The sequence below is a fragment of the Hamadaea sp. genome (assembly GCF_013362815.1).
Taxonomy (GTDB): domain Bacteria; phylum Actinomycetota; class Actinomycetes; order Mycobacteriales; family Micromonosporaceae; genus Hamadaea.
Genome location: NZ_JABFVK010000009.1, coordinates 71850 through 90957 on the forward strand (window position 1 = coordinate 71850; position 19108 = coordinate 90957).

At 70.4% G+C, this 19108-nt stretch carries 21 protein-coding genes; 8 read left to right on the top strand and 13 right to left on the bottom strand.

What is annotated here, in order from left to right; translation table 11 throughout:
- The first annotated feature begins 60 nt into the window (after nucleotides 1-60).
- From HOV77_RS03905 to trxA, 5 genes are all read left to right on the top strand, one after another.
- Nucleotides 61-1182, top strand: coding sequence for a neutral zinc metallopeptidase (locus tag HOV77_RS03905; RefSeq protein WP_290857747.1), 1122 nt, complete (start codon nucleotides 61-63; stop codon nucleotides 1180-1182).
- 128 nt (nucleotides 1183-1310) lie between these two features.
- Nucleotides 1311-2456, top strand: coding sequence for a geranylgeranyl reductase family protein (locus tag HOV77_RS03910; RefSeq protein ID WP_290857748.1), 1146 nt, complete (start codon nucleotides 1311-1313; stop codon nucleotides 2454-2456).
- Nucleotides 2457-2507: 51 nt separating this feature from the next.
- Nucleotides 2508-2714, top strand: a complete 207-nt coding sequence (locus HOV77_RS03915; protein WP_290857749.1) for a hypothetical protein — start codon at nucleotides 2508-2510, stop codon at nucleotides 2712-2714.
- 34 nt (nucleotides 2715-2748) lie between these two features.
- Nucleotides 2749-3096: a MerR family transcriptional regulator gene (locus tag HOV77_RS03920; protein WP_290857750.1), complete on the top strand. Its 348-nt coding sequence runs from the start codon at nucleotides 2749-2751 to the stop codon at nucleotides 3094-3096.
- A 67-nt stretch (nucleotides 3097-3163) separates the two neighbouring features.
- Nucleotides 3164-3508 carry a thioredoxin gene (gene trxA / locus HOV77_RS03925; RefSeq protein WP_290857751.1) on the top strand — a complete coding sequence of 115 codons (345 nt, stop codon included), beginning with the start codon at nucleotides 3164-3166 and terminating at the stop codon, nucleotides 3506-3508.
- Here trxA and HOV77_RS03930 read toward each other — a convergent pair.
- Together HOV77_RS03930 and HOV77_RS03935 are read right to left on the bottom strand one after the other, a co-directional pair.
- The gene (locus HOV77_RS03930) at nucleotides 3477-4328 is read right to left on the bottom strand and encodes an MHYT domain-containing protein (protein ID WP_290857752.1); all 852 of its coding nucleotides are present in this window, start codon (nucleotides 4326-4328) and stop codon (nucleotides 3477-3479) included. The two genes, trxA and HOV77_RS03930, sit on opposite strands and share 32 nt — an antisense overlap.
- 104 nt (nucleotides 4329-4432) lie before the next feature.
- The gene (locus HOV77_RS03935) at nucleotides 4433-7192 is read right to left on the bottom strand and encodes a DEAD/DEAH box helicase (protein ID WP_290857753.1); all 2760 of its coding nucleotides are present in this window, start codon (nucleotides 7190-7192) and stop codon (nucleotides 4433-4435) included.
- Nucleotides 7193-7314: 122 nt separating this feature from the next.
- On the opposite strand from HOV77_RS03935, the gene HOV77_RS03940 reads away from it, so the two are divergent.
- Nucleotides 7315-8040: an HAD-IA family hydrolase gene (locus tag HOV77_RS03940; protein ID WP_290857754.1), complete on the top strand. Its 726-nt coding sequence runs from the start codon at nucleotides 7315-7317 to the stop codon at nucleotides 8038-8040.
- A gap of 45 nt (nucleotides 8041-8085) precedes the next feature.
- On the opposite strand, the gene HOV77_RS03945 is transcribed toward HOV77_RS03940, so the two are convergent.
- The 7 genes from HOV77_RS03945 to HOV77_RS03975 form a co-directional block, all read right to left on the bottom strand.
- Nucleotides 8086-8970, bottom strand: a complete 885-nt coding sequence (locus tag HOV77_RS03945) for a YegS/Rv2252/BmrU family lipid kinase (RefSeq protein ID WP_290857755.1) — start codon at nucleotides 8968-8970, stop codon at nucleotides 8086-8088.
- 274 nt (nucleotides 8971-9244) lie between these two features.
- A complete protein-coding gene (gene tatC / locus HOV77_RS03950; RefSeq protein ID WP_290857832.1) occupies nucleotides 9245-10138 on the bottom strand; it encodes a twin-arginine translocase subunit TatC in 894 nt (297 codons plus the stop codon).
- A 73-nt stretch (nucleotides 10139-10211) separates the two neighbouring features.
- Nucleotides 10212-10478 carry a Sec-independent protein translocase subunit TatA gene (tatA, locus tag HOV77_RS03955; protein ID WP_363259620.1) on the bottom strand — a complete coding sequence of 89 codons (267 nt, stop codon included), beginning with the start codon at nucleotides 10476-10478 and terminating at the stop codon, nucleotides 10212-10214.
- Between the two features lie 135 nt (nucleotides 10479-10613).
- Nucleotides 10614-10880 (bottom strand): hypothetical protein, encoded by a 267-nt coding sequence (locus tag HOV77_RS03960; RefSeq protein ID WP_290857756.1) that lies wholly within the window; start codon nucleotides 10878-10880, stop codon nucleotides 10614-10616.
- A gap of 31 nt (nucleotides 10881-10911) precedes the next feature.
- Complete coding sequence (locus tag HOV77_RS03965) at nucleotides 10912-11319, bottom strand: hypothetical protein (protein ID WP_290857757.1); 408 nt, start codon at nucleotides 11317-11319, stop codon at nucleotides 10912-10914.
- An 18-nt stretch (nucleotides 11320-11337) separates the two neighbouring features.
- Complete coding sequence (locus HOV77_RS03970; protein ID WP_290857758.1) at nucleotides 11338-12300, bottom strand: YafY family protein; 963 nt, start codon at nucleotides 12298-12300, stop codon at nucleotides 11338-11340.
- Nucleotides 12297-13325 carry a WYL domain-containing protein gene (locus HOV77_RS03975; RefSeq protein WP_290857759.1) on the bottom strand — a complete coding sequence of 343 codons (1029 nt, stop codon included), beginning with the start codon at nucleotides 13323-13325 and terminating at the stop codon, nucleotides 12297-12299. The genes HOV77_RS03970 and HOV77_RS03975 overlap by 4 nt, the downstream gene beginning before the upstream one ends.
- A gap of 133 nt (nucleotides 13326-13458) precedes the next feature.
- Between HOV77_RS03975 and HOV77_RS03980 the strand changes: the two genes are divergently transcribed.
- A complete protein-coding gene (locus HOV77_RS03980; RefSeq protein WP_290857760.1) occupies nucleotides 13459-14535 on the top strand; it encodes a DUF3866 family protein in 1077 nt (358 codons plus the stop codon).
- A gap of 30 nt (nucleotides 14536-14565) precedes the next feature.
- Here the strand turns inward: HOV77_RS03980 and HOV77_RS03985 are convergent, their stop codons facing one another.
- From HOV77_RS03985 to HOV77_RS04000, 4 genes are all read right to left on the bottom strand, one after another.
- Nucleotides 14566-14793, bottom strand: coding sequence for a hypothetical protein (locus tag HOV77_RS03985; RefSeq protein ID WP_290857761.1), 228 nt, complete (start codon nucleotides 14791-14793; stop codon nucleotides 14566-14568).
- A 64-nt stretch (nucleotides 14794-14857) separates the two neighbouring features.
- Nucleotides 14858-16216, bottom strand: coding sequence for a Pup--protein ligase (gene pafA / locus HOV77_RS03990; protein ID WP_290857762.1), 1359 nt, complete (start codon nucleotides 16214-16216; stop codon nucleotides 14858-14860).
- 32 nt (nucleotides 16217-16248) lie between these two features.
- On the bottom strand, nucleotides 16249-16845 hold the full coding sequence (locus HOV77_RS03995) for a dTDP-4-dehydrorhamnose 3,5-epimerase family protein (RefSeq protein WP_290857763.1): 597 nt from the start codon (nucleotides 16843-16845) through the stop codon (nucleotides 16249-16251).
- Complete coding sequence (locus HOV77_RS04000; RefSeq protein WP_290857764.1) at nucleotides 16842-17381, bottom strand: class I SAM-dependent methyltransferase; 540 nt, start codon at nucleotides 17379-17381, stop codon at nucleotides 16842-16844. Before HOV77_RS04000 ends, HOV77_RS03995 begins: the two co-directional genes overlap by 4 nt.
- Before the next feature lie 352 nt (nucleotides 17382-17733).
- Here HOV77_RS04000 and HOV77_RS04005 point away from each other — a divergent pair, with 352 nt between their 5' ends.
- The gene (locus HOV77_RS04005) at nucleotides 17734-19002 is read left to right on the top strand and encodes a lipopolysaccharide biosynthesis protein (protein ID WP_290857765.1); all 1269 of its coding nucleotides are present in this window, start codon (nucleotides 17734-17736) and stop codon (nucleotides 19000-19002) included.
- Nucleotides 19003-19108: the final 106 nt, after the last annotated feature.

Consider the following 19108-nt stretch of genomic DNA (forward strand, 5'->3'; position numbering starts at 1 on the left):
TTCCGGCGCCGAGGCCGGGAAAACGCCCGCAAAACGCCTCTAACCGGCGACAATGGGCGCATGTCGCTCAACGAGAACGCCGATCTCGACCCGAGTCAAGTCGAGGACATGCGCGGCTCAGGCGGAGGCGGCGGGGGCGTACCGCCCAGCGGCGGCTTCCCCGGGATGAACTTCCCCGGCTCCTCCGGTGGCGGCGGAGGCGGGGGCGGCGGCGGTCTCGGCGGCGGCGGCGGCGCGGGCATGGCCGGCTGCCTCGGCGGGCTCCTGCCGATGATCTTCCGCGGTCGCGGTCAGACCGGTCAAGGCGGGCAGCCCGGCCAGCCCGGGCAGTCCGGCGGCAAGATGGGCAAGAGCACGCTGCTGATCATCGTTCTCGTCGCCGTCGTCTGCATCGGCCTGGTCTGCTGTCTCGGCCGGGGGAACCTGTCCGGCCTCGGCGACCTGGGCGGCCTCGGCGGCGGCACCAACCCGAGCCCGAACACCTCCTCGCTCGCCACGACGTGTGCGAAGAGCAATCCCAACCGGTTCAACGACCCGGCGTGCCGGAACCTGGCGTACATCAACTCGATCCAGGCGTACTGGCAGAAGTCGCTGCCGCAGACGATGGGCAAGAACTACGAGATCGTGCCGACCCGGTTCTTCTCCGGCCAGGTCTCGACGGCGTGCGGGGCGGCGACCTCCGGCGTCGGGCCGTTCTACTGCCCCGGCGACAAGCGCGTCTACATCGACCTGAGCTTCTACGACGAGCTCGCGAACCGGTTCGGCGCGGGCGGCAACTTCGCGCAGGCCTACGTCCTGGCCCATGAATACGGCCACCACGTGCAGAACCTGCTCGGCACCGAGGCCCAGGTACGCCGCGCGCAGCAGCGCGATCCGGCCAACGCCAACAAGTACTCCGTCGCGATGGAGCTCCAGGCGGACTGCTATGCCGGGGTCTGGGCCAAAGCCGCCTCCGGCACGACCGACGCCAGCGGCGTCCCGATCTTCAAGAGCCTCACCACCGCCGATCTCCAGGAGGCGCTGAACGCGGCCGCAGCAGTGGGCGACGACCGCATCCAGCAGCAGTCCGGCGGGCAGATCAACGAGGCGGGCTTCACCCACGGCAGCTCGGCCCAACGCCAGCAGTGGTTCACGCAGGGGTATCAGACCGGCGATCCCCGCCAGTGCAACACCTTCGGCTGAGCCGGCCCGCTACTGCTTGGCGGAGATCAACGGAGAAAATGTGGGGCTATGGCACCGCGAATCTTCCGCTGATCATGGCGGTTCACCCGGGCCACGGCGCGGCCGGGTCCACGCATATGCTGGCGAGCGTGACACGAGCGGCAGACTGGGACGTGGCGGTCATCGGATCGGGGCCCGCGGGCCTCGCGGCGGCGATCACCGCCGCACGTGGGGGCGCTCGCACCGTCGTTCTCGAACGCTCGACGCATCCGCGCTACAAGACCTGCGGCGGCGGGCTCGTGTCCACTTCGGTCGGTGTCGCATCGGGCTGGATCTCGGTGCCGGCCCGCGACCAGGTGCGCGCCTCGACCTTCACCTTGCGCGGGGCTCGCGAGTTCACCCGGGAAGTGGACCAGCCGCTGATCGCCATGGTGGTACGCGAAGAGTTCGACCACGCGTTGCGTAAGGCGGCGCAGGAGTCCGGCGCGGTCATCCGCGAGCAGGCGCTGGTGCGGTCGATCGGGCAGGACCCGGAACGCGCGGTCGCCCGGCTCGTCAGTGGAGAGACGGTGACCTCCCGCGTACTCATCGGCGCCGACGGCTCCGGCGGTGTCTCGGCCCGCCACGTCGGGGCCACGTACTCCCAGGTCGACGTCGGGCTGGAGGTCGAGCTGCCGGTCAGCCGAGCCCGAGCCCGCGAATGGGAGGGCCGGATGCACATCGACTGGGGCAAGCTGCCCGGGTCGTACGGCTGGGTCTTCCCGAAGGGGGATCGCCTCACGGTCGGCGTCATCGGGGATCGCACCGACGGGTCCGGGCTCAAGGCGTATCTCATGGAATTCGCGCGGAGACTGGGCCTCGACGGCCTGGAGCCGATGCACGACTCGGGCCATCTGACCCGGTGCCGCGCGGACGACTCGCCGCTGGGGCTGGACCGGGTGCTGCTGGCCGGCGACGCGGCCGGGCTGCTGGAGCCGTGGACGCGCGAGGGCATCAGCTTCGCGCTGCGCTCCGGACGGCTGGCCGGGCAGGCCGCCGCGACCCACCGGAACCGGCCCCCGGAGCTGGTCGGGGCGTACGCGCGGATGGTGAGCGAGGATCTGCTACCCGAGATGGTGGCCGGATCGCGGCTGCTGACGGCGTTCCGCAAGCACCCCGCGCCGTTCCACGCCGTCATGGCGACCAAGGCGGGCTGGCGCGCCTTCGCGGGGATGTGCCGGGGCGAGCTGACGTTCGCCGACGCCATGCAGCGCCGCTCCCTGCGCGCCGGAATGGCACTGCTCAGCGCCGTGTGAACCTGAGCGTCGGCTTGACCGTCCCGAAGGCCCGTTTTCTACCCTCTTCTGATGACCGTTGCGGGGCGCTGGATCGGCGACGTCGAAGGTACGCCGCTGGAGCTGCTCATCCGGAGCAGCCTTCTCGGAGCGTGGGAGGTCCGGCTGACCGAGCCGGGCGGCCGCCGGGCGATCCGGTGGTTCGACGACTCCGGGCAGGCGCGCGAGTACGCCGCGGGGGTGCTGTCGACCGGCGAATGGCGACCCGCGACACACTAGCCTTCACGCGGACGTCAAGGTTTACCGTTGCCGCATGCGCATTGGTGAGCTGGCCGACCGGGCCGGGACGAGCGCCCGCACGCTGCGGTACTACGAGGAGCACGGGCTGTTGAGCGCCCGGCGCTCCGCCAACGGCTACCGGGAGTACGCCGAGGACGACCTGCGGCTCGTCCGGGAGATCCGGTCGTTGCTGGAGATCGGGTTCTCACTGGAGGAGACCCGGCCGTTCGTGGACTGCCTCCGTTCGGGGCACGAGTCGGGCGCGCAATGCCCGGGTTCGGTCGCAGTGCTCGGGCGCAAACTCGCCGATCTCGACGCGAGCATCGGCCGGCTGGTGGAGATCCGCCGCCGGGTGAGCCTGGAGCTGGAGGAGAACTCATGAGCGGTCGCAGGCCGATCATCGGCTGGCACAACCATCGTGCGAGCGCCGGCCGCAGGCTGGTGATCGCATGACGTTGTCCGTCACCGACGCCGCTTTCGCCGACGAGGTGCTGGGGGCGTACGAACCTGTCCTGGTGGAGTTCTGGGCCGAGTGGTGCCCGCCGTGCCACAAGATGGCGCCGGTGCTCGACCAGCTCAGCGGGGAGTACGCCGGACGCGCCAAGGTGGCGAAGCTGAACGCGGACGAGAACCCCGCCACCGCGCGGGCGTACGGGGTGATGGCGATGCCCACCTTCGCATTGTTCTCGGGTGGGCAGGTCGTCTGGCAGGTGGTCGGCGCTCAACCGGCGAGCCGGCTGCGGAGCAAGCTCGACGAGGCGATCAGCGCAGCCGCGTCCGGCGTACGCCGATAGGCTGCGCCGCGGCCGTCGCCTGCTGCGCGGCGAGACGGTCGGCGGCCTGCCGGTCGAGAAAGGCGCGGGCCGCCGCGTCCTCCTCTTTCGGCTCGGAGAGCAGAGCGTAGAACAGCAGCACGACGACGAGCACGACGAGGACGATGATCGGCAGCAGCAACGTGCCGGCGGTCGCCCCGTGCAGGTGCAGCGTCGGCTGGGTGGACTCCACGCGTACGCCGGCCATTGCGGTGTAGTGCATTCCGCAGACGGCGACGCCCATGACCAGCGCGGACGCGAAGGTCGTCCCCGGTTTGCTGACTACGAGGGTGAACCACAGCGCGACGGTCGCCGCCACGACGGCGATGACGACCGAGGCGATGACGAGGTTCCGGCTGTGCGAGATGGTGCCGTCGACGCGCAGCGCCGCCATGCCGGTGTAGTGCATGGACGCCACGCCGAGACCGGTGAACAGGCCGCCGAGGAGCACCCGTACGACGCTTGGCTTGCCCAGTCCCACGATGAACAGCCCGATGCCGACGACCCCGACGGCGAGCACCGCTGAGGCCACCGTGATCGGGATGTCGAACCGCAGCGCGGCCCCGGCGACACCGAAGCCCAGCATCGCCATGAAGTGCATGGTCCAGATGCCGGTTCCGCCGATCGCCCACGCGGCCAGCATCAGCCAGCCGCCCCGGCGCGCGCCCGGATCGAGGCGTCGTGCGCGGGCGGTGCAGGTCAGCCCGAGCAGCGAGCCGAGCACCGACACCGCGTACGCGAGGATCGGTGTGATCGGACCGTATGTGAAATGGTGAACTTCAGCCGACAGCAGTCCGGCCATGCCTCCCCCTCGAACCCCCGGCTCTCGGCATCAGCAGGTTTCCTGCCGGTAACCAGAGCCCGGGTCAAGGTAACAGAGCCGGAAGGGGTCTCCGCCTCAGCCGATCACCCGACTGAGGTATAGGCCAGGACGCCACGATTGATCAGGTCCATGGCCTGACGGGCTGTCGTGCGTACGCCGTCGGGCGTGCCCTTCGCCTCCGCCATCTGGCCGAGGAGGTCGACGACCTGCCGCGCCCAGCGTACGAAGTCGCCGGCCGGCAGCTCGCCGTCGATGGCGTTCGCGCTGGCCAGAACCTTGGCGAGCGGCTCGCCCCGGGCCCAGCGGTAGATCGGCCAGACGAAGCCGAGGTCGGGTTCCCGGGTCAGTGGTAGTCCGCGTTCGCGCTCCTCGCCGATCAGTCCCCCGTAGACCCGCAGAACGCCCTCCACCGCGTCGGTCACCGGGCCGCGCGGCAATGACGTGCGATCCTCCGACTCGCGGCGGGCTTCGTAGACGACGACGGAGACGGCGGCGGCGAGTTCGGCCGGGGCGAGCCCGTCGAAGACGCCCTCGCGCAACGCCTCGGCGACGAGCAGGTCGGCCTCGGTCCAGATGCGCGCCAGCATGCGGCCGGCATCGGTGACCCCGCCGCCGTCCAGTGCCGACGCTCCACGCACGAGGTAGCCCCTCGAGGTGAGCAGGTCGCAGACCCGGTCGAAGGTACGCGCCAGCGACCCGGTCCGGCTGGCCACCTTGGCCCGCATCTGATCGGTGTCGCGTTCGAGCCGGTGCCGCCGCTCGGCCCAGCGGGCGTGGTCCTCCCGTTCGGGGCAGGCGTGGCAGGGGTGCTTGCGCATCTCGTGGCGCAGCCGCAGCAGCTCGTCGTCGTCGCCGGTGGCGGCCTTGGCCCGGCCCCGGCGGCCGGAACCCCGGCCTCGTTCGAGTCCCAAGGCCGCCAGGCTCGCCGCAATGTCCCGGCGCTCGCCCGGATTGCGATGGTTGACGTGCTTGGGCAGGCGTACGCGGCCGAGCACCTCGACCGCGACGCTGAATTCGCCCGCCGCCAGCCGCCCGGCCCAACGATCCTCGGTCAGCACCAGCGGCCGGGGTTCGCCGAAGCCGCCGACGCCCGGATCGAGGATCACGGCCAGCCCGGCCCGGCGGCCGGACGGCACCCGGATCACGTCGCCCGGTTTGAGCTGCTCGAGCGACCGCGAAACCTGCGAACGACGGTACTGCTGGGACTGCTTGGCCAGGTGGCGTTCCCGGTCGGCGATGGCCACGCGCAAGGCGAAGTACTCGGCGAAATCGCCCTTGTCGCATTCGGCCTCGTGGGCGTACTGGTCCATCGTCTCGATGTTGCGCTGGACCTGCTTGGCCACACCGACGACCGACCGGTCCGCCTGGAACTGGGCGAACGAGGCTTCGAGCAGGTCCCGGGCTCGATCTGCGCCGACCGAGCCGACGAGGTTGACCGCCATGTTGTAGGACGGCCGGAAGCTCGACCGCAACGGATACGTACGCGTCGACGCGAGCCCGGCGACATGCCGGGGGTCGACGTCCGGCCCCCAGACGACGACGGCGTGCCCCTCGACGTCGATGCCCCGTCGCCCGGCCCGGCCGGTGAGCTGCGTGTACTCCCCCGGCGTCAGGTCGACGTGGGCCTCGCCGTTGTACTTGACGAGTCGTTCGAGCACTACGCACCGGGCCGGCATGTTGATGCCCAGGGCCAGCGTCTCGGTCGCGAAGACCGCCTTGACCAGGCCCTTGACGAACAGCTCCTCGACGATCTCCTTGAACAGCGGCAGCAACCCGGCGTGGTGGGCGGCCAGGCCCCGTTCGAGGCCGTCGAGCCACTCCCAGTAGCCGAGGGCGTTGAGGTCCTCGCTGGGCACGCTGCTCATCCGGCGTTCGGCGATGGCGCGGATCTCGGCGCGCTCGTCCGGGCTGGTCAGCCGCAGTCCCGCCTGGAGGCACTGCTGCACGGCGGCGTCGCAGCCGGCCCGGCTGAAGATGAACACGATCGCCGGCAGCAGACCTTCGCGGTCGAGCCGCTCGATGATCTCCGGACGGTAGATCATCGCCTTGCGGCCGCGTCCGCCCCGGCCTCGCGCACCGCCGCGGATGTCGCCCATCTCCAGTCGCCGACTGACTTCGCGGGTGTACCGCAGCAGCTCCGGATGCACTTCGTGGGACCGGGCCGCCTCGGCGTCGTGGAACAGGTCGAACATCCGCTTGCCGACCAGCATGTGCTGCCACAACGGGACCGGGCGGTGTTCGCTGACCACGACCTCGGTCTGGCCGCGTACGGTGACGAGCCAGTCCGCGAACTCCTCGGCGTTGGACACCGTCGCCGACAGCGACACCAGGTTCACCGAGTCCGGCAGGTGGATGATGACTTCTTCCCAGACCGCACCGCGGAACCGGTCGGCGAGGTAGTGCACCTCGTCCATGACCACATAGGACAGGCCGTGGAGCGACTTCGACCCGGCGTACAGCATGTTGCGCAGGACCTCGGTCGTCATGACCACCACCGGGGCGTCGCCGTTGATGGCGTTGTCGCCGGTGAGCAGGCCGACCTTGGCCGCGCCGTGCACCTGCACGAGATCGTGGTACTTCTGGTTGGACAACGCCTTGATCGGCGTGGTGTAGAAGCATTTGCGGCCCTCACGCAGGGCCAGGTGCACCGCGAACTCGCCGACGACCGTCTTACCCGCTCCGGTGGGCGCGCAGACCAGGACGCCGGAGCCGCGCTCCAGCGCCTCGCACGCCTGCTTCTGGAAGTCGTCGAGCTGGAATTCCAGTCCGGCGGTGAACTCGGTCAGCCGGGGCGTCTCGGCCCGGCGCCTGGCCGCCGCGTACTGCTCCGCCGGGCTCGTCATCGCGGACTCCTCAGCTGGGTGAACCGATGGGAGATCCGGGGCCTCCGCGGGGAGGGGCGGCGCAACATACCGCCGAGCCTAGTTGCTGGGGTCCCCAACCTGCATGTAGGTATGGTGCTGGCGTGCCCAACCAAGTGTTCCGGGGAGTGCCCGATCGCCAGCTCGACGCCGTGATCTTCGACTTCCACGGAACGCTCGCCACGACCCAACCCCCGGTGACCTGGGTCGGAGCCGCCCTGGTCCAGCTGGGGGCGGCGCTCGACCCCGGCCGGCTCACCGTTCTCGCCGACCGGTACGCGACCGCGGGCGGACTGCCCGGCGTGGCGCAGCGGGACGCCCGGATCCCGGTCCACCTCGCCGAGGTGTGGGCCGACCGCGACCTGTCGGCGTACGCCCATCGCGCGGCGTACGTGGGGTTGTGCGACACGGTCGACTCCGGGGTGGACGGACTGTCCGAGGCGATCTACGAGCGCGTGCTGACGCCGGAGGGCTGGGTGGTCTACGCCGACGCCGTGCCGACGATCCGGGCGCTGCGCGAGGCCGGGGTGGCGGTCGGCGTACTGTCCAACATCGGGTTCGACATCCGCCCGCACTTGTCGGCCTGGGGCATCGGTGACGTGCCGGCGACCTTGTCCTACGAGGTCGGCCTGATCAAGCCCGATCCCAAGATCTTCCTGCGGGCGTGTGCCGCACTGGGCGCCGAGCCCGAGCGGACGCTCATGATCGGCGACACGCCCGCCGACGCCGGAGCCGTGCACGCCGGCCTGCGTACGCTCGTCCTGCCGGCCGCCGAGCCTGGTCAGGCGAACGGCTTGAGCGCGGCGCTGAACCTTGCCGTACCCCACTGAATAACACCAAAACGGGCAGGCCATGTCCCGCTCATACCCACTCCGTCAGCCGAGCACGCGCAGCGCTCCGGGCACGGCGGTGATCGTCACCGGCAGGGGCAGCGAGCGTTCGCCGTCGGCGTAGCTCGTGATCCCGTCGCACTCGACCGTCACGACGCTGCCGCGCAGTTGTCGTACCGCCGGGTGGGTGACGTGCGTTCCCGCGTACACCTTGGGTTTGATCCGCATGAGTGTGAACCGCGAGACCGGCCCGGCCAGGACCAGATCCAGCAGCCCGTCGGTCGGATCGGCGGCCGGGCAGATCCGCATACCGCCGCCGTACTGCGCGGTGTTGCCGACCGCGACCAGGACCGCGTCCAGATCCTCCGCGACGCCGTCGACGGTGATCCGGTAGCGGCGCGGGCGCATACGGGCCAGCTCCAGCACGATGGCGACGTCGTAGCGACGCGGGCCGCGCGGGAAGCGCATGCGGTTGGCCAGCTCGTTGACCAGCGTGTCGAAGCCCAGTCCGATGACCCCCGCGGACCAGCGCACGACATCGTCGCGCTCCATCTTCGCCAGGTCGAAATCCCTGGTCTGCCCGCTGGCCAGGGCGGCGGCCGCCTTCTCCAGGGCTTCGCGCGGATCGGCCGGCACGCCCAGGCAGGCGGCCACGTCGTTGCCCGTCCCGGCCGGCACGATGCCCAGCGGCACGCCCGTCCCGGCCACCGCCTGGACCGCGCGGTGCAAAGTCCCGTCCCCGCCCACGGTGATCAGGGCTCGCGCGCCGTCGGCGACCGCCGTCCGGCACGCGGCTTCCGCCTCCTCAGGGGTACGCACAGCGAGCAGCACGGCGTCGGGGCCGAGGACCTGTGCGACCTGGTCGCGCAGGCCCGCATGGCGACCCCGGCCTGCTGTCGGGTTCACCAGCACCGCCACCTGCCCCGCCATTCCCGCCCCTTTCCGCGCGGCCCCGCCCCTTTCCGCGCGGCCCCGCCCCTTTCCGCGCGGCCCCGCCCCTTTCCGCGCGGCCCCGCCCCTTTCCGCGCGATCATGAACCTTCGGCCATGATCGGCCGGCGTGTCGTGTCCCCAGCGCCCTGATCGTTCCCACGGGCGGGTGATCGACTTCGCCGACCGGCGTGGGGGAAGTATGCGTGAGCCCCCGCCTCTGTACGAGAGGCGGGGGCTCATCGACGGTCGGACCGACGGGGATCTGGAGCTGATCAGGTCATGTCGTCCCAGCGGTTCGGCTGACGTTCGATCCGCTCCGGCTGCTCGACCGGGGTCGGCTCGTCGATCACGGACGGGGCCGCGACCGGCTCCGATCCCTCGATCGGCTCGGGGTCGTACTCGAGCTCCGAGGCCTGGTCGTCGCCGAGATCGGGGAACTGACGACGGTGCTTGCGGTCACGCCGCTTGTCGTTGAGGATCGCGATCCCGCAAGCGATGAAGTAGAGCACCATCAGCGCGCTGGCGAGCAGCGTCATGCCGAACGGACCCGGGTCCGGCGTGGTGATCGCGGCGAACGCGAAGAACACGATGATGGCGACCCGCCACCAACCGAGCATGCGCTTGCCCCGGACCAGCCCGGTGAAGTTGAGAAGTAGCAACAGCACCGGGAACTCGAACGAGAGCCCGAAGAGTAGGACGAGGTTCGTGACGAACGACAGATAGCTGCTGGCTTCGAGCGAGGTCGCCTTGACCGCGCCGTGGGTGAGCAGGAACTCGAGGCCCTTGCTGACCACCAGTGAGGCGAGCACCGCGCCGGCGAAGAACAGCGGCACGGCGATCGCACCGAACATGTACGCCCACTTGCGTTCGTGCTTGTGCAGGCCCGGCGCGATGAACGCCCAGAGCTGGTAAAGCCAGAACGGCGCGGCGACGATCAACCCGCCCCACAGGGCGATCTTCATGCTCATCAGGAGCGGATCGGTCGCCTTGAGGACGACGAAGTCACACGTGCCGTTACCTGCGAGGTCCAGATTGCAGTACGGCTCTTTGATGAAGTCGAAGATCTGATCCGAGAAGTAGAAGGCGACGAAGAAACCGACCACGATCGCCAGGACCGCTTTGGTCAAGCGGCTACGGAGCTCCCGGATGTGCTCGATGAGGGTCATCGAGCCGTCGGAGGCTCGTTCGAATTGGGTCGGCTTCTGCCGACGTGCCGGGGTAGTCACGCCGGGGCCGACCTCAGCGGTCGGCGACGCGCTCGCGCTGCACCGGGTCGGCGTTCTGCTGAACCTCACCGGTCAGCGGCGCACGGCCCGACTGCGCGTCGGCCTTCTCACCCAAGTCGTCCTTGGGCTTGTCGTCGTCCATAAGACCCTTGGTCTCGGCCTTCATGATCCGCATCGACCGGCCGAGCGAACGGGCTGCGTCCGGCAACCGCTTCGAGCCGAAGATGACAACGATCACAACAACCAGAAGGATGATGTGCCACGGCCTGAGGGCGCCCATGTCGTGCTCCAAGTGTGATCAAGTTGAGGGGCTGGTGTTTCGGCCCCATCCTACGTGCGTTTCCCCGGATCGCCACGTCCCTTGGTGGCTACGTCCGCTCCGGCTGGTGAAGTGTTGACCATCACGTCCGCAACGTCAACTAACTCTTTGTTCCTTTTGGGCGCGTTTGGCCGCTATCTCCGCCACGCCCGCCTGGACTAGGGCGATCTTCTCCTGGAGGGCGACCGATTGCGCCTGCAGTCCGCTGAGACGTTCCTGGAGGCGCTGGGCGTCCGCCACCCGGCCGAGCAGATCGGTCTGGGCCTGCTGGAAGGCGGGGAGACGGCGTACGACCGAGCGCGCCGCCAAGGCGAGCACGGCGACGCTGACCACGACGATGGCGAGCACGATCCAGCCGATCACGCCCGCACCATACCCCCGCTGAGGGCTCCTCTCACTCGGCGGCGCGCCGCCGGCTCCAGTAGACCCCGAAGATCGGGATCACGGCGAACGCGGTCAGCCCGATGACCGCGCCGTGGAAGTGGCCGAGGAACTCCAGGCCCAGCAGTGCGAGCGGGGGCAGTACGCCGAGCACGACCAGTGCCGCGATGTCGGCGAACCGGATCGCCAGATGCTGGCCGAGCTGTTTGCCGAGCGGGCCGTCGGTTTCGGCGTACCAGGCGTCGATCGGGATGTCGCCGGAGTCGGCGACCCGCCGCCATTGCACGTCCAATCCGAGGCGACGGCCCAACGCCACTCGCAAAGCCTTGTCCCACCGTCGCCGGTAGACGATCGAGAGCACCAGGTACGCCGAAAGCCCAAGGACGGCAACGACCGCCTGGACGCCGAGGGGGATCTCCACGGCGAGAGGTTAAGCGAATCAGGCGTACGCCGCGAGGGCCTCCAGGACCGCTCCGCGTACCGATTCGGCGAGTTCCGCCGGGGCGATGACGTCCACACCCGGGCCGAGTCCGAGGACGAACCGGCGAGCCCAGTCCAGATCGCTGACCCGCAGCGTGACGAGCCACTCCTCGGGCGTGATCTCGTCGACCGTCTCGACCGGGTAGTACTCGGTGATCCAGCGGTCGCCGCGGCCGATCCGGATCGTGATCGTGGGCAGTTCCTGCGAGGGCCGGAAGACCTGCTCGTCCACCACCGTCGACTGAGCCTGCGGCGGCGGCGCGGCCGGCTCGTCCAACTCGTTCAGGGCGTCGATGCGATCGATCTTGAACAGCCGCACCGCGCCGGCCCGGCGGCACCATGCCTCCACATAGGAGCGGTCGGCCACCACGATGACGCGCATCGGGTCGATGACCCGCTCGGTCGACTCGTCGCGAGTCGCCGTGTAGTAGGTGATCCGCAGCGCTCGCCCTCGTTCGACCGCCGCGCGTACGGTGGCGAGCCGGTCGTCGGCCGAACCGCCGTCGGGTGACTGAACGGCGATCGGCGCGTCGGCGACGTCTCCGGCGGCGCTCTCGATCTTGGCCAGCGCCCGCAGAATGGCGTCCCGCTGGGCGATGCCCGGCGTCTCGGCCAGCATCCGCAGCGCCACGACCAACGCGGTCGCCTCGTCGGGCCGCAGCCGCAGCGGGCGGTCGATCCCGGCGTCGTAGGTGATGGTGACCCGGTCACCGTCGAACGCCATGTCGATAAGGTCGCCCGGACCATAGCCGGGCAGGCCGCAGACCCAGAGCAGCTCCAAGTCGTCGCGTACCTGCGCCTCGGTCGCGCCCAGGTCGGCGGCCGCCTGCGCGACCTCCACGCCCGGGCGGGCGAGCAGATAGGGCACGAGGTTCAGCAGCCGGGCGAGCCGCTCGGACGAGGTGGTCCCCGGGCGCGTCACGCGGCCACCCCCTGCTCGGAACGGGTTTGCTCCGGCAGCTCGGGGGACGCCAGCTTCTCGGCCAGCCCGGCCATGTCCCGGAGACGGCACACGATCGCTTCGCGGACTTCTTCGGGTTCCAGCACGATCACGTCCGGCCCGTACCGCACCAGCCACGCGGCCAGGCCGTGTGGTTCGGCGTACCGCAGGGTCAGGATGTCGCCGTCCGGCGTCGTCTCGACCTGCTCGGCCCAGCGGCGTACCCCTGCTGCTCGTCCTGGACGGGCCAGAACCCGCGCGGACCGGGTGCGCTCGTGCGGGCCGGACCAGCGCGCGACGTGGCTGATGAGATTGAGGTCGGCCGGCGGCGTGTAGGCGCCGGTGGGACCGACCAGCCGCACCGTGCCCGAGATCCGGGACAGCCGGAAGCAGCGCGTCGCGGCTCGGTCGGTGTCGTGCCCGACGACGTACCAGCGACCGCGCCAGCAGACCACGCCCCAGGGCTGAAGGTGCCGGATCGCGGACGCGTCCTGCTCGGGGACGCGGTAGTTGAAGGTGACCGCGCGGCGCTCGCGGGCCGCAGTGGCCAGCGGCGTGAACGCGGGGTCGACCGCGACGACCGGCTCGACGCCGAGCGTGGCCTCACCGTCCACCTCGACCCCGCCGGCGCGCAGCTTGGCCAGGCCCGAGCTCGCGGCGGCGGCCATGCCCGCGTGCCGCCACAGGCGCGCGGCCACGCCCACGGCGGCCGCTTCGTCCGGCGCGAGCGGGATCTCGGGGAGGCCGTAATCACGGCGGGCGATGCGATAGCCCGGCTCCGCGTCGAACACGCTCGCCGTGCCGATTTCCAGGGGTACGCCCAGCTCCCGCAGCTCTGCCTTGTCGCGTTCGAACTTGCGCTGGAAGGCCTCGTGCTCGCGGGGATCGTCGGAATCGTGCTCGTAACCGGGAACGGTCGCGGCGATCTGGGCAGCCGTGAGGAACCTGCGCGTTGAGAGCAGGCAGATCACCAAGTTGACGAGGCGTTCGGTGCGGCTGCGCGACACAGAGCAACGCTAGCAGCGTCTCGGCCCGGCGTCGCCCCCGGCTCCCGAAAAGATCGAACTAACGTTCGGAAGAGTGACAGTCCGTGTGCGAGCGCTGCGATACGAGCGACTCGTGTGCCGCTAGGGTGTCGTGGTGATCAGGTGGCGCGCGGGATCGGTGGAGTCGGTCGGCCGGCGGTGGCGGGGCGCCGTCGAGCTGGAGGTACGCCTCGATCGGCGGACGCCTGACGATCCGGCGTCGGTGCGCGCGCTGGCGTACCCGGCCATCGTCGGGGAACCGCACGAAGGTGACCGAGTGTTGCTGAACGCCACCGCCCTGGCCCTTGGCCTGGGAACCGGCGGGTACGCCCTGGTCGTGGCCCTGCCGGACCGGCTGCCGCCGGACCCGTCCGGCCCCGGCCACATCGTCAAATCCCGTTACACTCCGTTACAGACGGTGACGCTCGCGGCCGACGAAGAGGATTCTCCCTTTCGTTCGTCACTGGAGCGCGCCGACGATCTCGGTGGTATGCCGGTCGTCCTGGCGGATCTGCATTCGGCCCTTCCGGCGATCCTGGCCGGGGTGACCGCCACCCGCCCGGGTACGCGAGTGGCGTACGTCATGACCGACGGCGGGGCGCTGCCGGCCTGGTTCTCCCGGACGCTGTCCGAGCTGACTGAGCTCCCTGGGCACCTAGCCGGGATCGTGACCGCCGGGCAGGCGTACGGGGGTGATCTGGAGGCGGTCAACGTCCACAGCGCGCTCCTGGCCGCCCGGTACGCCCTCGACGCCGAGCTGACGATCGTGGCGCAGGGGCCGGGCAACCTCGGCACCGGAACGATCTGGGGCTACTCCGGGGTGGCCGTCGGCGAGGCGGTCAACGCGGTGGCCACCCTCGGTGGGCGGCCGGTCGGATCATTGCGGATCTCCGACGCCGATCCCCGGGACCGGCACCGGGGCGTGTCCCACCACAGCCTCACGGCGTACGCCCGCGTGGCGCTGGTCCCGGCGGACCTGCCCGTCCCCGCTCCCCTGGCCGCCGGGCTGGCGTCGGAACTGGCGCCCTTGCAGGGCAAGCATCGGCTCGTGGAAGTCGACTGCGCGGGGCTGGACGAGGCGCTGCGGGCGTCTCCGGTCAAGCTTTCGACGATGGGACGGGGGCTCGACGCGGACTACGCGTACTTCCTCGCGGCTGCGGCCGCCGGACGCCACGCCGCCGCCCTGCTCTGACCGCCGCCCTATGGGCGGGCGCGGGGCGGGTCAGGCGAAGATGACGAAGAGCGTGAAGCCGATGACGACCGCCGCGAGGATCGCGGCGAGCACCCAGGTCGGCACCTTGTACTCACCGCGCCGGTTCCGCTCGATCTCGGCGCGGATCTTCGCCTTCCGGCGCTCCCACCGGGGCTGAACCTCGTCGATCCGGCGGCCGAAGATGTCGCGCTGAATGCGCTGCCGCTGCTCGGGGTCGGGGGTCTCGTTGTCGCTCATGGTGCGCCGAAGCCTACACCCCGCCGCCCGCACCCGAGCCGGATGCGGGCGGCGGGACGGCCGGTCACATGCTGGCGATGAGGCGGTCCACCCGCTCGTCGTGGGCCCGGAACGGGTCCTTGCAGAGCACGGTGCGCTGCGCCTGGTCGTTGAGCTTGAGGTGCACCCAGTCCACGGTGAAGTCGCGGCGCTTCTCCTGGGCGTGCCGGATGAACTCGCCACGGAGCCGGGCCCGGGTGGTCTGCGGCGGCGTCTCCTTGGCCTCGTAGATGCGCAGGTCCTGGACGGCCCGTTCGACCTGGCTCCGCTTCTCCAGCAGCGGGTAGAGCCCGCGGCCGCGCCGGATGTCGTGGTACGCCAAGTCGAGCTGAGCGACGCGGGGATGCGCCAACGGGAGGTCGTTCTTGGCCTGGTAGCGCTCGATGAGACGCAGCTTGGTGACCCAGTCGATCTCGCGGGACACCGGCTCCAGGTCGCCGGTCTCGACGGCGGTCAGCACCCGGCCCCACAGTTCGATGACCTGCTTGGAGACGTCGTCGTGGGCCCGCTTCGCGACGAACTCGGCGGCCTTGGCGAAGTACTCCTGCTGGATCTCCAGCGCGCTGGCCTCCCGGCCACTGGCCAGCCGGATACGCCGGCGGCCGGTGATGTCGTGGGAGACCTCCCGGATGGCCCGGATCGGGTTCTCCAGCGACAGGTCGGTCATCGCGACCCCGGCCTCGATCATCCGCAGGACGATGTCGGCCGACCCCACCTTCAGCAGGGTGGTCATCTCGTTCATGTTGGAGTCGCCGACGATCACGTGCAGCCGCCGATAGCGCTCGGCGTCCGCGTGCGGCTCGTCGCGGGTGTTGATGATGGGCCGGCTCCGGGTGGTCGCGCTCGAGACGCCTTCCCAGATGTGCTCGGCGCGCTGCGACAGGCAGTACACCGCTCCGCGCGGCGTCTGCAGGACTTTCCCGGCCCCGCAGATCAGCTGCCGGGTGACCAGGAACGGGATGAGGACGTCGGCCAGGCGGCCGAACTCGCCGTGCCGGCTGACGAGATAGTTCTCGTGGCAGCCGTACGAGTTGCCGGCCGAGTCGGTGTTGTTCTTGAAGAGGTAGATCTCACCCGCGATGCCCTCGTCGTGCAGCCGCTTCTCGGCGTCGACCAGCAGTCCTTCGAGGATGCGCTCGCCCGCCCGATCATGGGCGACCAAGTCGAGCAGCGAGTCGCACTCAGGGGTGGCGTACTCGGGGTGGGAGCCCACGTCCAGGTAGAGGCGTGCGCCGTTGCGGAGGAAGACGTTGCTCGAACGGCCCCACGAGACCACCCGCCGGAACAGGTAGCGCGCCACCTCGTCCGGCGACAGCCGACGCTGCCCCCGATACGTGCAGGTGACGCCGTACTCCGTCTCGATGCCGTAGATGCGCCGGTCCATCCCCAAACAGTACGCGAGATCACCTGCGAAGGTCACGCACGTAGCGCGTCGACGTACGCTCGGTAGTCCGCATAGGACGGAAGCAGGCCCTGAGCGGCGGCTTCGGCGAGCGACGGCGCAGCGGCGTCCCGCGCCGACAGCAACGGCGTTTCGACCGGCCAGACGATGCCCAGCTCCGGGTCGAGGGCGTTCACCGCGAACTCCCGCCCGGGGTTGTAGACCTCCGAGCACAGGTACGTGATCGTGACGTCCTCCGACAGCGCGCAGAACCCGTGCCCCAGTCCTTCGGCCACGTAGACGGCGTTGCGCTCGGTCTCGTCCAGCCGGACGGAGGTCCACTCGCCGAACGTCGGGGACCCCACACGCAGGTCGACGATGACGTCCAGCACCGCTCCGCGTACACATGTCACGTATTTGGCCTGGCCGGGCGGCACCTGAGCGAAATGAATCCCGCGGACCGTGCCCCCGACGGACGTCGATAGATTGGCCTGCGCGAGCCGCAGAGGGTGCCCCACCGCGGCCTCGACCTGCTCGAACCGGTACCACTCCAGGAAGACGCCGCGCGGGTCGCCGTGCTGCACCGGGACGAACTCCCAGGCGCCCTCGATCTTGAGCTCGGCGACCTTCATCGCAGGCCGTCCCCGGCGGGCTTGCGGGCCACGGTCACGAACTCGTTATAGGTGAAGGACCGTCCGGCCGACCGCGGCAGGGGGAACGAGTACTGCCGCACCACCTCGAGGCCCAGCCGCTTGCAGTCCTCGGCCGCCTCGGCGAACCCGACGAACCGGACGTGAGTCGCGTCGCTGGCGTAACCGCGCTCCTGGGGCGTGATGAGCACGAGCCGCCCACCGGGCTTGAGACAGGGCAGATATGGGCCCATGACGTCGTCGAAGTCCGGCGCGAACATGTGCTCGGCCAGGTGGGCGGCCAGCAGCGAGTCGAAGGAGCCGGGCCGGGCGTGGCCGTCGCGGAAGAACTCCTCGCTCGTGTACGCCTCCAGCCCGAGCTCGCGGCACACGGCGATCGAGGTCGGGTTGTGGTCGACGCCCACCCCGCCGGGGCCCAGATGGGCCAGGTTCCGGCCGACGCCGCAGCCGACGTCGAGGGTGCGGCCGAGGCCGAGACGATGCAGATTCCACCGGTAGGGCGCCTGGACGTTGAGCACGCGCTTCCACCAGACACCGCTCTTGGTCGTGAGCCGATCGGTGTACGCCTGGGTCTCCGTGCCCGCCCCGGCGCGCGATGACGACGGCTCAGCCCCTGCGGGTGAAGCCCCTGCGGGGGAAGTCTCTGCGGGTGAAGTCTCCGCGGGTGAAGTCTCTGCGCGTGATGGCGACGGCGCTTGGTCGGTCACGGTCGATCTCCTCGTCTGATCTCGGCCTGCGGGCGCCGGGTCGACCGGCGGGCGGTCCCCGGACGTCGTCTACGCTGGCGCCTACTATGCCCTACTCCTCCTGCGCCGTGTACCGGACCTCCGCGCCGTACCGGACTGTCAAGCCGTACCGGACGGTCGAACCGTGAGCCAGACGCGGCTCGCCGACGACTCGGCCGTCTCCGCCTCCAGCGTCGCGCGCGGCGCGAGTTCGATCGTCGCCGGGCTGGCGGTGCTGGGCGCGGCCGGGTACGCGTTCCTCACGATCACCGCGAAGATGGTCACCCCGGCCGAGTACGCCACCCTGGCCTCGCTCTACCTGCTGATCGTGGTCTTCGGGGCGGGCCTGTTCGCCAGTGTCGACCTGGAGATCAGCCGGTTGGTCAGCCGGGGCCTCGCGCAGGGGCAGCCGACCGGCACCGCCGTCCGTCAGCTGCGGCTGATCGCCGTCGGGTTGCTGGCCACCGTGCTCGTGGTGCTGGCCGCCACGGCGAATCCGCTGTCGACGCGGGTCTTCGACGGCAATCACTGGCTCGTGCTCGGCCTGGCGCTGGCCTGCGCCGGATACGCGTTCATGAGCCTGCCGCGCGGCACCTTCGCCGGCCGCAGCCAGCTGCGCCGATACGCGGGCACCATCGGCGGGGAGGGCCTCGGCCGATTGCTGCCGTGTCTCGGCCTGGCGCTCGCGGGGGTCCATCTCGCGTCGGCGTACGGCATCGGGGTCGGCCTCGGTCCCCTGCTCGCGGCAGTCGCGTGCCTGCCCTGGGTGCGCCTCGGCCCGACCGGCGGGCACGTCCCGTGGCGCAGCCTGTTCGCGGCCGTCGGCTGGCTCGCCGCGTCCAACCTGCTCTCGCTCGGCATGGCCAACCTCGGTCCCGTCGTGGTCAAGGCCCTGCTCACCGGCGACCCCGGCCGCGCCGGGGTCTTCGCGTTCGCGTTCGTCCTGGCCCGCATCCCGCAATTCCTCTTCACCAGCGCGCAGACCGTGCTGCTTCCGGTCCTCTCGCGCGCTGCGGCCACCGGTGATCACCCTCTCCTGCGCCAAGGGGTACGCCAAGCGGCGTACCTGGTTTCGGCACTCGGCGCTCTGGGTGTCCTGGGAACGGCTGCGCTGGGCGGATTCGTGCTGCGAATGGTCTTCGGCGACCCGCACGGCATCGGCGCCCTGGATCTGGCTCTGCTCGCGGTGAGCGCCGTGTTCGGCATGGGAATCGCCGTTCTGCAGTCCGCTCTGCTGGCCCTGGCCCGGCACCGGGCCGTGACCGCTGCGTACGCGGTCGGCATGGTCAGTTTCCTGGTCTGCTTCCTGCTGCCCGTCGAACCCGTCGCCGCCGGGCTGACCGCGCAGCTCGTGTCCGCTGTCGTGACCGTCGGCTTCATGTACGCCGTCTTCCGCCGCGCAGCGGCGGACTGACAACTCAGTCGCCGCGCAGCGGCGGACTGACAACTCAGTCGCCGCGCCGCTCGCTGACGCCTGTATTCCGTGGCGTCTTGCCCGTTTTGCGCGCTTCTCTCGGGCA

What these genes read in the sequence shown, in the direction of transcription:
- HOV77_RS03905 (WP_290857747.1), top strand. Translation starts at nt 61, where the DNA reads ATGTCGCTCAACGAGAACGCCGATCTCGACCCGAGTCAAGTCGAGGAC.
- HOV77_RS03915 (WP_290857749.1), top strand. Translation starts at nt 2,508, where the DNA reads ATGACCGTTGCGGGGCGCTGGATCGGCGACGTCGAAGGTACGCCGCTG.
- HOV77_RS03920 (WP_290857750.1), top strand. Translation starts at nt 2,749, where the DNA reads ATGCGCATTGGTGAGCTGGCCGACCGGGCCGGGACGAGCGCCCGCACG.
- trxA (WP_290857751.1), top strand. Translation starts at nt 3,164, where the DNA reads ATGACGTTGTCCGTCACCGACGCCGCTTTCGCCGACGAGGTGCTGGGG.
- HOV77_RS03930 (WP_290857752.1), bottom strand. Translation starts at nt 4,328, where the DNA reads ATGGCCGGACTGCTGTCGGCTGAAGTTCACCATTTCACATACGGTCCG.
- HOV77_RS03935 (WP_290857753.1), bottom strand. Translation starts at nt 7,192, where the DNA reads ATGACGAGCCCGGCGGAGCAGTACGCGGCGGCCAGGCGCCGGGCCGAG.
- HOV77_RS03945 (WP_290857755.1), bottom strand. Translation starts at nt 8,970, where the DNA reads ATGGCGGGGCAGGTGGCGGTGCTGGTGAACCCGACAGCAGGCCGGGGT.
- tatC (WP_290857832.1), bottom strand. Translation starts at nt 10,138, where the DNA reads ATGACCCTCATCGAGCACATCCGGGAGCTCCGTAGCCGCTTGACCAAA.
- tatA (WP_363259620.1), bottom strand. Translation starts at nt 10,478, where the DNA reads ATGGGCGCCCTCAGGCCGTGGCACATCATCCTTCTGGTTGTTGTGATC.
- HOV77_RS03985 (WP_290857761.1), bottom strand. Translation starts at nt 14,793, where the DNA reads ATGAGCGACAACGAGACCCCCGACCCCGAGCAGCGGCAGCGCATTCAG.
- pafA (WP_290857762.1), bottom strand. Translation starts at nt 16,216, where the DNA reads ATGGACCGGCGCATCTACGGCATCGAGACGGAGTACGGCGTCACCTGC.
- HOV77_RS03995 (WP_290857763.1), bottom strand. Translation starts at nt 16,845, where the DNA reads ATGAAGGTCGCCGAGCTCAAGATCGAGGGCGCCTGGGAGTTCGTCCCG.